The sequence below is a fragment of the Streptomyces sp. MZ04 genome (genome assembly GCF_004684775.1).
GTDB lineage: Bacteria > Actinomycetota > Actinomycetes > Streptomycetales > Streptomycetaceae > Streptomyces.
Map to the genome: position 1 here is coordinate 1 of NZ_SRIC01000296.1, position 9843 is coordinate 9843.

The 9843-nt window shown below is 70.9% G+C and carries 10 protein-coding genes and 1 pseudogene; 8 read left to right on the forward strand and 3 right to left on the reverse strand.

Annotated features, from left to right (window positions below):
• Positions 1-459, reverse strand: a 459-nt coding sequence (locus tag E2651_RS36410; RefSeq protein WP_135335541.1) for a helix-turn-helix domain-containing protein, incomplete at its 3' end; no start/stop codon positions are given.
• 84 nt (positions 460-543) lie between these two features.
• Here E2651_RS36410 and E2651_RS36415 point away from each other — a divergent pair.
• The 5 genes from E2651_RS36415 (at position 544) to E2651_RS36435 (ending at position 5843) form a co-directional block, all read left to right on the forward strand.
• Positions 544-1755 carry a pyridoxal phosphate-dependent aminotransferase gene (locus E2651_RS36415; RefSeq protein ID WP_135335542.1) on the forward strand — a complete coding sequence of 404 codons (1212 nt, stop codon included), beginning with the start codon at positions 544-546 and terminating at the stop codon, positions 1753-1755.
• A 21-nt stretch (positions 1756-1776) separates the two neighbouring features.
• Entirely contained in the window at positions 1777-2385 is a 609-nt protein-coding gene (locus E2651_RS36420) for a C39 family peptidase (protein WP_135335543.1), read from the forward strand.
• Positions 2386-2417: 32 nt separating this feature from the next.
• Complete coding sequence (locus E2651_RS36425) at positions 2418-3647, forward strand: FAD-dependent monooxygenase (protein ID WP_348541690.1); 1230 nt, start codon at positions 2418-2420, stop codon at positions 3645-3647.
• Between the two features lie 94 nt (positions 3648-3741).
• Positions 3742-5046 carry a VWA domain-containing protein gene (locus E2651_RS36430; protein WP_135335544.1) on the forward strand — a complete coding sequence of 435 codons (1305 nt, stop codon included), beginning with the start codon at positions 3742-3744 and terminating at the stop codon, positions 5044-5046.
• Positions 5046-5843, forward strand: coding sequence for a hypothetical protein (locus E2651_RS36435; RefSeq protein WP_135335545.1), 798 nt, complete (start codon positions 5046-5048; stop codon positions 5841-5843). Before E2651_RS36430 ends, E2651_RS36435 begins: the two co-directional genes overlap by 1 nt.
• Here E2651_RS36435 and E2651_RS36440 read toward each other — a convergent pair.
• Both E2651_RS36440 and E2651_RS36445 read right to left on the reverse strand, forming a co-directional pair.
• Complete coding sequence (locus tag E2651_RS36440; RefSeq protein ID WP_135335546.1) at positions 5820-6875, reverse strand: MASE1 domain-containing protein; 1056 nt, start codon at positions 6873-6875, stop codon at positions 5820-5822. The two genes, E2651_RS36435 and E2651_RS36440, sit on opposite strands and share 24 nt — an antisense overlap.
• A 75-nt stretch (positions 6876-6950) precedes the next feature.
• On the reverse strand, positions 6951-7775 hold the full coding sequence (locus E2651_RS36445) for a PP2C family protein-serine/threonine phosphatase (protein ID WP_135335547.1): 825 nt from the start codon (positions 7773-7775) through the stop codon (positions 6951-6953).
• 191 nt (positions 7776-7966) lie between these two features.
• Here E2651_RS36445 and E2651_RS36450 point away from each other — a divergent pair, with 191 nt between their 5' ends.
• The 3 genes and pseudogenes from E2651_RS36450 to E2651_RS36460 all read left to right on the forward strand — a co-directional run.
• Entirely contained in the window at positions 7967-8560 is a 594-nt protein-coding gene (locus E2651_RS36450) for a histidine phosphatase family protein (protein WP_135335550.1), read from the forward strand.
• 75 nt (positions 8561-8635) lie between these two features.
• Positions 8636-9544: a TIGR03619 family F420-dependent LLM class oxidoreductase gene (locus E2651_RS36455; RefSeq protein ID WP_135335548.1), complete on the forward strand. Its 909-nt coding sequence runs from the start codon at positions 8636-8638 to the stop codon at positions 9542-9544.
• A 70-nt stretch (positions 9545-9614) separates the two neighbouring features.
• Positions 9615-9843 (forward strand): annotated as a pseudogene (locus tag E2651_RS36460) (hypothetical protein); the annotation flags it as partial.

Sequence of the window (9843 nt, forward strand, 5' to 3'; positions counted from 1 at the left end):
GACACGCACATGGAACTCGCCCTCGTCCAGGCGGACCTGGACCACCCCTTCCGCCCCGAGCCCCGCCAGGACCCGCAGCAGCGGCAGCGCGAACCAGTGCGCGCGGACCGCGTCCGTCGGCCTGCGCTCCTGGAGGGCGGGCGCGCCCCAGGTGCCGAGCGTCTGCAGGACCGGCAGCAACTCACGGCCCCGCTCGGTCAGTTCATAGACGTACGCCGCAGCCGGCGGGGGAAGGCGGCGGCGGGTCGTCAGGCCCTCGCGCTCCATGTCCTTGAGCCGGGAGGCGAGGACGTCCGTGCTGACGCCCGGCAGATCGGCGTGCAGATCGGTGTAGCGGCGCGGGCCGACCAGGAGTTCACGGACGATCAGCAGCGTCCAGCGGTCACCCACGACGTCGAGGGCACGGGCGGCTGCGCAGTACTGGTCATAGCTTCGGCGGGACCTGGGTGCAGGTGGCATGCGACGCAGTCTATGCAAGTTGTTGGACTTTCCAAGCTCCAGCTTGGTAAAACCAAGTAACTCACGTCACGGGAGGCACAGCGCATGGAGTTCCGGCAGTCCAGCAAGCTCAGCGAGGTCTGTTACGAGATCCGGGGCCCGGTCATCGAGCACGCCAACGCCCTGGAGGAGGCGGGCCACAGCGTCCTGCGCCTGAACACCGGCAACCCGGCGCTCTTCGGCTTCGAGGCGCCCGAGGAGATCGTCCAGGACATGATCCGGATGCTCCCCCAGGCGCACGGCTACACGGACTCGCGCGGCATCCTCTCGGCCCGGCGAGCCGTCGCCCAGCGCTACCAGGCCCTTGGCCTGGACGAGGTCTCCGTAGACGACGTCTTTCTCGGCAACGGCGTCTCCGAGCTGGTCACCATGGCCGTCCAGGCCCTGTTGGAGGATGGGGACGAAGTCCTCATCCCCGCACCGGACTTCCCCCTGTGGACCGCCGTGACGACCCTCTCCGGAGGCAAGGCCGTCCACTACGTGTGCGACGAGTCCGCGGACTGGTACCCGGACCTGGACGACATGGCGTCGAAGATCACCGACCGGACGAAGGCCGTCGTGATCATCAACCCGAACAACCCCACGGGCGCCGTGTATCCCAAGGAGGTCCTGGAAGGCATCCTCGACCTCGCGCGGCGGCACGGCCTGATGGTCTTCGCCGACGAGATCTACGACCAGATCCTGTACGACGACGCCGTGCACCACAGCGTCGCCGCCCTCGCCCCGGATCTCGTCGTCCTGACCTTCTGCGGCCTGTCGAAGACCTACCGGGTGGCGGGCTTCCGCTCCGGCTGGCTGGTCGTCACCGGGCCGCAGCAGCACGCGAAGAACTACCTGGAGGGGCTGACCATGCTCGCCTCCATGCGCCTGTGCCCCAACGCCCCCGCCCAGTACGCCATCCAGGCCGCGCTCGGCGGCCGCCAGTCCATCCGCGAGCTGACCGCGCCGGGCGGCAGGCTGCACGAGCAGCGCGACATGGCGTGGCAGAAGCTGAACGAGATCCCCGGCGTCTCGTGCGTGAAGCCCAAGGGCGCGCTGTACGCCTTCGCGCGCCTGGACCCCAAGGTGCACGCCATTCACGACGACGAGAAGTTCGTCCTCGATCTGCTCCTCCAGGAGAAGATCCAGGTCGTCCAGGGCACCGGCTTCAACTGGCCGCGCCCCGACCACTTCCGCATCCTCACGCTCCCTTACGCTGACGATCTCGACGCGGCGATCAGCCGCATCGGCCGCTTCCTCAGCGGATACCGCCAGTAGCGCCGACGAACCGGGAGCGACGTGCCCCTCTGCCCCACCTGCCAGGTCCCCTCGCACACCCAGTTCGCGTCGCCCGATCTCGTCGAGCGCATCGTGTACGACGGGTTCGACCGCGCGGCCGACCCCGCCTGGCCGGAGTCGGGCGCAGCCACGCTCGACGACTACGCGCGCTGGTGCGGCCATCTGTGCGGCCTGACCTGCCTGCGGATGGCGCTCGGCCCGTCCGCCCCGACGCTCTTCGAGCTGCGGGACGGCGCGCTGAAGTACGGCGCGTACACAGAGGATGCCGACGGCGCCATCCACGGTCTGATCTACGCGCCGTTCGCGGAGTACGTGCGCGAGGCGCACGGCGTCAACGCCACGGTCCACCGGCACCTCACGGTCGATGAGATCGTCGGCCTCCTCGACCAGGGACGCCAGGTCATGGTCTCGGTGCACTACGAGATCCGCCGTCCGCACCGGCAATCCCCCGGGCGCGGCGGGCACTTGGTGCTGGTCACGGGGCGTTCCGCGGACGGCGGCCTGCATCTGCACAACCCCTCGGGGATCGACGCGGCGACACGGACGGCGGAACTGACCCTGGCCGAGTTCGAGCCATTCTTCGCCGGGCGCGGGGTGTCCCTTCACTGACAGACGGTCACCCTTGCTGCCAGGATGGCGCGATGATGCGTGGAGGCAAGGTCGCCATCGTGGGTGGGAGCATCGCCGGATGCGCCGCCGCACTCGCCGCGCACCGCGGTGGCGCCGATGAGATCACGGTGTACGAGCGTGCCGCGGGGCACCTGGCGGACCGCGGGGTCGGGCTCGCGGTGCACAACTCCCGTTACGCGGAGCTGGATTCGGCCGGATATCTGGACGCGGACATGCCGTGGGTGCAGCTGGTGCGGCGGCGCTGGTATGTGCGGGACGGGTCCGCGGCCGGGCCCCTTGGCCACGAGATCGGGGTGATGCCGTTCCCGTTCCGTACGTACAACTGGGGGCCGCTGTGGCACGAGTTGCGCCGCAGGGTGCCCGAGCACGTCGTCTTCAGGGCCGGGGTCACGGTGCAAGAGGTCCGGCCGGGCAGCGCGGGCGCCGAGGTCGACACCGCCGACGGGACCGCGCGCTTCGACCTCGTGATCGGCGCGGACGGCTACCGCTCGGTGGTCCGTACGGCGGCGTTCGCCGACGTGCGTCCCGCGTACGCCGGATATCTCGCCTGGCGGGGCGCCTTCCCCGCCGACCGTCTCGTCGACCCGGAGCTGTGGGCGGAGCAGGACTGCGCGTACGCCGTCTTCCCCGGCGGCCATCTCATCGTCTACCGCATCCCCGACGGGGCGGGCGGCCACCGCGTCAACTGGGTGCTCTACACGGCGCCTCCCGCGGACCTGGATCTCGGGCTCGGCCGCGATCTGCGGCTCACCGCCCCGACCAGCCTGCCGCCCGGCGGCCTCACCCAGGCCCTCACCTCTCATCTCACGTACGTGTGCGACGAGTTACTCCCGCCCTACTGGGGCGGCCTCGTCCGCACCACCACTCCCGACGAGCTCTTCCTCCAGCCCATGTACGACTTCACGGCGCCCCGCTACACCACGGGCCGGGTGCTCCTGATGGGCGACGCGGCCACGGTCGCCCGGCCGCACACCGGGGCGGGCGCGGTGAAGGCGCTGCAGGACGCGACGGTCCTGGAGTCCGCCTTCGCCACGGCGACGACCTGGCCCGACGCCCTGGACACGTACGACACCGACCGCACCGTCGCCGGTGCCTCGATGGTCGACCTGGGGCGCCGCCTCGGGCGGGCGCTCGTGGAGGAGACGCCGCCGTGGCGGTCCATGGACCAGACGGCGCTCGAGACGTGGTGGAAGCAGGCGGACGGAGGCGGGGCGTTCGGGGGGCGCGAGCTGAAGCGGTGACAGCTGGTCCGCCGCCGACTGCTGATTCCCCAACCGACCGCTGATACCCGGCCGCCGGTTTGGGTATGCACGCCGAGATCAATAAGATCCGGCGATGATCACAAGACAACGGCTGGCGGCCGGGGCCTTCGCCCTGCTCGCCGCCCTGACCGCCGGACTCGGCACGGCGGGCCCCGCCGCCGCCGACGCCGACGAACCGGCACAGCCCTCTCCCAAGGTCGAGCTGGTCCTCGACGTCAGCGGTTCGATGCGGGCCCGCGACATCGACGGCAAGTCCCGGATGGCGGCGGCGAAGCAGGCCTTCAACGAGGTGCTCGACGCCACGCCGGACGAAGTCCAGCTCGGCATACGCACGCTCGGCGCCAACTACCGCGGCGACAACCGCAAGACCGGCTGCAAGGACACCGAGCTGCTCTACCCGGTCGCCGAGCTCGACCGCGCGGGCCGCACCGACGCCAAGACCGCCGTGGCGACGCTCGCGCCCACCGGCTGGACGCCGATCGGCCCGACCCTCCTGAAGGCCGCCGACGACCTCAAGGACGACAACACCGAGCGCAGCCGCCGCATCGTCCTCATCTCCGACGGCGAGGACACCTGCCAGCCGCTCGACCCCTGCGAGGTGGCCCGCAAGATCGCCGCCGAGGGCATCCACCTCACCGTCGACACGCTCGGCCTGGTGCCGGACGCCAAGACCCGCGACCAGCTGAGCTGCATCGCCGAGGCCACCGGCGGAACGTACACATCCGTCCGCCACACCGATGAACTCTCCGGCCGCGTCAAGCAGTTGGTGGACCGCGCGGCCGACCCCGTCGCCACGCCGGTCGCCGCGAAGGGCGCGGCGCAGTGCTCCGACGCCCCGCAGCTTAAGGCCGGTCTCTACACCGACCGCGAGAAGTTCGGCGAGCACCGCTGGTACCGCGTGGACGTCGAGCCCGGCAAGGAACTGCGCGCGTCCGTCAGCGTCGCGGCGGACCGGGCGGTCCATCAGGACTACGGCGTACTGCTCCGGGCCTCCACCGAGCGCGGACGCGAGATCGTACGGGGCGCGGAGGCGGGTGACGGACGCACGGACGTGATCTCGACGGGCCTGCGCTACCCGAAGCCGGAGCAGGACTCCGACGACTCCGACGGCTCTGCCAGTGAGCCCATCGCCGAGACCGTGTGCCTGCGGGTCAGCAACTCCTTCTCGGCACCCGCGTCCGTCAAGACGGCGCCCGGGCTGCCGGTCGAGCTGAACATCGACGTGGTGGACGCGCCCGACGAGGCGTCGGACGTGGCGTCCTTCGGCCTGGGCAACGGCTGGTGGCTGCTCGGCACACTGATCCTCACCGGCTTCGTCGCCGGTCTGGTCTGGGGCTGGGTCTCGCGCTGGCGCTTCGCGGTCTGGAGGACCAACTGATGTGTACGACAGGTGTGTTGAGCCGGGTGGCCGCACTGGGCGCGACCGTGCTGCTGACCCTGGCCGGGACGGCGGGCGTCGCGGTGGCCTCGGTGGCTGCCTCCGGTGACGACGAGAAGCCCGCCGCGCCGACGGAGGCCGGTACGTCCTTCCGTACGGCGACGGCGATCCAGCAGGACCAGGAGGCCACCGCGGACGCGTCCACCGGCGACTACCTGTACTGGGCGTTCCCCGCGGACATCGGCCAACGGCCCACCGTGCACGCCACGGTGGAGCTGCCCGAGGCCGCGTCGGGGCGCTCCGGGTCCACCTGGCAGGTCGACGTGTACGACGGGCTGCGGCGCCACCAGGCGTGCCGGTACGGCACACAGACGAAGGCGGCGGCGCAGGGCGCAGGGACGGTCGAACTGTCCTGCACCCTGCGCACCGTCAAGGGCTGGGCGGAACCGTGGGCCAACGACCCGCTGCAGGGCACGTACTACGTACGCCTGACGGTCACCGGCCTCGACGCGGACGCCCTGGGGCTGCCGATGAAGGCCTCGACGAAGGTCACGTCGAACGACGCGGGCGGCGCGCAGGCGGTGGACGGCGCGCTGGCGAAGCCGCTGGTGCCGGGGATCGGCACCAGGACCGCCGCGGTGTCCAGTGAGCCGGAGGACGGCTGGGCGTCGGGATGGTGGTCCTCGCGCTGGCTGTGGACCGCGGGCGGCGGCGTGCTCGCGGCGCTCGCCGGTGTCGGCGGCTACTGCCTGACACGCGGCTCGGGCCGCCCGTCACGCGTGCCCGCCGGGATCTGATCCCGGTGGTGGCCGGCCCGGGTCCTCCGGGGCGGCCACCACGGGGCCGGCCGTGTGCCTGTCGGACGGTTCAGGCGGGGATTCCCCCGCGGCGAGGTGCTCCAGTACCTCAGCGAGTTCCCTACAGGCACTCTCTACCGATCGTCGGGTGGCGCGCTGTTCGGCGACCATGGCGGACAGCAGGAGCGCCGTCAGCGCGGCGGCACCGTTGAATGCCTGAAGTTTGGTCATGACCTCGATGGCCGACAGGTGGAGGAAGGCGCCTTTCTGCGTATTCGCCTCGAAGGTGGTGAGCATGGACGCGAACAGCGCGCACAGCATGCTCCCGGCCAGCTGGAAGCTCAGCGCCGCCCAAATGAGCAGCGGAAAGATGAGGAAAAGCAGGCTCAATTCGCCGAGCACGGCCCAGGGGACGACGATCACGGCCGCGAGGCCGAGGCACAGCATCTCCTTCCAGCGCGTCAGATTCAGTGGTCCAGCGGCTCCCACCAGCACGAGCAGGATCGGAGTGACGAGCAGGACGCCCATCGCATCGCCCACCCACCACGCCAGCCACACGGACCAGAACTGCCCCGTCCCCAGTCCACCGGTCACCACCTGCAGCCCGACCCCCACCGTGGCACTGATCAGCATGGCGCCGAGCCCGCCGAGGAAGACCAGGGCGAGACCGTCCCGCACACGTGAGATTCCGACCCGGAAACCGACCCCGCGCAGCATCAGATAGGCGCAGAGCGGGGCGATGGTGTTACCCGCCACGGTGACGAGTGTGGTGAGCTGAGGGGTGGTGAGGGACGCGATGACGAGCAAGGAACCGACGGCGATCCCGGGCCAGACCGACATGCCGAAGACAAGCAGTGCGGCGACGGCGACGCCGGTGGGCGGCCAAATGGGGGTGACGACCACTCCTTCGACGGTGAGTCGACTGAGCAGGCCCAGACGCCCGCCCACGTAGTAGCAGGCGGCAACGGCCAGTGTCTTGAGGACTACCTCCAAGGACAGCCGGAACCGCCGGGTCACCAACACAGCAGCCATCAGACACCGCACGGACCATTTCGGCCATGCGAGCGCCCGTGTCCGTGTCCTCGCTCATCCGCGCGGTGGGCACGTCTACAGGGCACCGCCGTCGTGGCCGACGATGAGGACGGCGGCATCGTCCTCATGCCCCACCGTGTCCGCCAGCCGCATCACACCGCCTGCGAGCGTGTTGATGCCCAGTCCGGCAGAGGCAGTGATCTCGGCGAGCCGCATCACCCGGAGCAGGCCTTCGTCGAGGCTCAGTGACGGCCCCTCCACCACTCCGTCGGTCAGCAGCACGACGACGCCACCGGTGGTGAGCCGGTGGCACACCACGGGGTACTCGGCGCCTTCGAGTACGCCGAGCGGGGGACCGCATTCTCCTTCGCCGACACCGGATCGGCCGTCGGCCGTGGCCCAGATGTGGGGAATGTGGCCGGCCCGAGCGCACTCCAGGACGCCGGTGGCCGGATCGAGCCGGAGGAAAGTACACGTGGCGAAGAGGTCCGTGTCCAGGGAGAGCAGGAGATCGTTGGTACGCGCGAGCAGTTCCCCGGGGTCGCCCGTGACCGAGGCCAGCGCACGCAGTCCCACACGGACCTGCCCCATGAACGCGGCGGCCTTGATGTTGTGCCCCTGCACGTCTCCGATGGACAGGCCGATACGGCCGTCGGGCATGGTGAAGGCGTCATACCAGTCTCCCCCGACGTTGAGACCGTGATTGGCGGGCATGTAGCCCACGGCCAGCCGGACGCCCGGAGGGTGCGGAAGGTCGTGCGGCAGCATGCCGCGCTGCAGGGCCACTGCCAGTTCGACCCGGGAGCGCTGCATCTGCGCGAGCTCCCGGGCCCGGGCAGTCAACGCCCCGAGCCTGGCAAGCAGCTCGTCGCCGTCGTCGGCCGCCTGCGTACGGAACATTGATGATCGCCCCGGTTCCACCCTTGGCATAGCCTCGCGTCCAACTCTGCCCGGAGACGACGGCGATCGCACCCTGTCACCCTCGGGCAGCGCGTAGCGTATGCGGCGTTGCGAGGTCGGAGCAGGATCAGGAGCCATGATCATCGAAGCGCGCATTCCCGTCACTGTGGTTCGTGAATCTTTGGCGCACCATGGGTGACCTGCTCCTCGTCCGGCACGGCGAGACCCAGTGGGCCCTGACCGGGCAGCACACCAGCTGGACGGACATCCCGCTCACGGAGAACGGCAGGGAGCAGGCGCGGGGGCTCGCGCCGCTGATCGGGACGTACCGGATCGGGGCCGCGTTCACCAGCCCCCGGCAGCGGGCGCGCGACACGGCGGCGCTCGCGGGGTTCGGGGACGCGCGGGTCGACGCCGATCTGAGCGAGTGGGACTACGGGGCGTACGAGGGCGTGACGACGGTGGAGATCCACCGGGAGCGCCCCGACTGGTTCCTGTTCACGGACGGGGTGGCGGCCGGGCCGCCGGAGCATCCCGGGGAGAGCCCGGAGCGGGTCGGGGAGCGGGCGGACCGGATGCTGGCGAAGGTGGACGCGGCGCTGGCCGAGAACGAGGGCAGCGTGGTGCTGTTCGCGCACTCGCATTTTCTGCGGGTGCTTGCGGCTCGGCGCTTGGGGCTTCCTGTCTCCGGCGGCGCGCTGTTCCAACTGGCGACGGGGACGGTGAGCCGCCTGAGCACGGAGCACGGTCGGCCGGTGGTGGCGAGTTGGAACCTGCGGCCGTAGATCTCTTCTTTTGAAGGAGCTCGGTTGAACGGTCTCGGTCGACACGCGCCCTCAAGATCATCGAGACTGGCCCCCATGCGATACGGCGTAAATCTCCTCAACTTCGGGTCCGGCACCACCCCGCAGACCCTCACCCGCCAAGCCACCGACGCCCGCGACCTCGGCTACACGTTCGCGATGATCTCCGATCACATAGCCGTCACCCCGGACGTGCACGGCGTCTACCCCGCCCCGTTCTACGACCAGTTCCTCCTCGCCGCTCACCTCGCGGGCCGCGTACCCGGTCTCCGCCTCGGCACCACCATCACCGTCATCCCCTACCGGCACCCGCTCCAGACCGCCCGTCTCGCCGCCAACATCGACCAGCTCAACGGCGACTCCGGCTTCATCCTCGGCGCCGGTGTCGGCTGGTCCGCCGCCGAGTACGAGACGCTCGGCATCCCCTTCCGCGAGCGCGGCGCCATCACCGACGAGTACCTCGCCGCGATCCGCGCCGCGTGGACCGAGGAGACGACGTCCTTCCAGGGGCGGTACGTCTCCTACGAAGGCGTCCACACCGCCCCTGCCCCCGCGGCGCACCTCCCCGTCTGGGTCGGCGGCAACTCCCCCGCCGCCCAGCGCCGCGCCGCCCGCCTCGGCGAGGGCTGGCACCCGTTCATGCCGACGCTCGAAGGTCTGCGTGCCGCGCTGCCGCTGATCGCGCGGGAGGCCGAAGCCGCCGGGCGGCCGGCTCCCGCCCTGGTGCCGCGCCTCCAGCTCCGGCTCGCCCCGCAGCCGGACACGGCCGAGCGCCCCCTCGGGCACGGCAGCGCCGACCAGCTCCGCGGCGACCTCGAGCACCTCGCCGAACTGGGCGCCACGGACGTCCTCCTCGACACCTACCCGGGTACGCCGGGCGAGCGAGGCACCGCCGAAGACGACCGTCGCGTACTCGAACTGGTCGCCGAGAAGGTCATCGACCTCGCCACGGGGGACGTTCGCTGAAGCCGCCGTTGTCAGTGGCGCGAGGCACCATCGGGACCAGGAGCAGAAGAACCTGGGAAGAGGTGGACTCATGGCGAAGCCGCCGACGGCCGCTCAGCGCCGCATCATCGAGGCCGCGGACCCCGTGACCGGACGGCTGACCGGGAGCGAGGCGCAGCTGACCGCACTCGTGCGCCACCGCCTCGCCTTCCGGCACCCCCGGCCGCCCCACGCCTTCTTCCTGACGCCCACGGGGCACCGGATACGGGAGGAGACGCCGGTCGGCCGACCCGCCCCGGAGCAGCACGCCCCGGTGGCAC

Excerpts from the sequence above, each read along its gene's own strand:
- E2651_RS36415 (WP_135335542.1), top strand. The coding sequence starts at position 544 with ATGGAGTTCCGGCAGTCCAGCAAGCTCAGCGAGGTCTGTTACGAGATC.
- E2651_RS36425 (WP_348541690.1), top strand. The coding sequence starts at position 2,418 with ATGATGCGTGGAGGCAAGGTCGCCATCGTGGGTGGGAGCATCGCCGGA.
- E2651_RS36440 (WP_135335546.1), bottom strand. The coding sequence starts at position 6,875 with ATGGCTGCTGTGTTGGTGACCCGGCGGTTCCGGCTGTCCTTGGAGGTA.
- E2651_RS36445 (WP_135335547.1), bottom strand. The coding sequence starts at position 7,775 with ATGTTCCGTACGCAGGCGGCCGACGACGGCGACGAGCTGCTTGCCAGG.
- E2651_RS36450 (WP_135335550.1), top strand. The coding sequence starts at position 7,967 with ATGGGTGACCTGCTCCTCGTCCGGCACGGCGAGACCCAGTGGGCCCTG.
- E2651_RS36430 (WP_135335544.1), top strand. The coding sequence starts at position 3,742 with ATGATCACAAGACAACGGCTGGCGGCCGGGGCCTTCGCCCTGCTCGCC.
- E2651_RS36435 (WP_135335545.1), top strand. The coding sequence starts at position 5,046 with ATGTGTACGACAGGTGTGTTGAGCCGGGTGGCCGCACTGGGCGCGACC.
- E2651_RS36455 (WP_135335548.1), top strand. The coding sequence starts at position 8,636 with ATGCGATACGGCGTAAATCTCCTCAACTTCGGGTCCGGCACCACCCCG.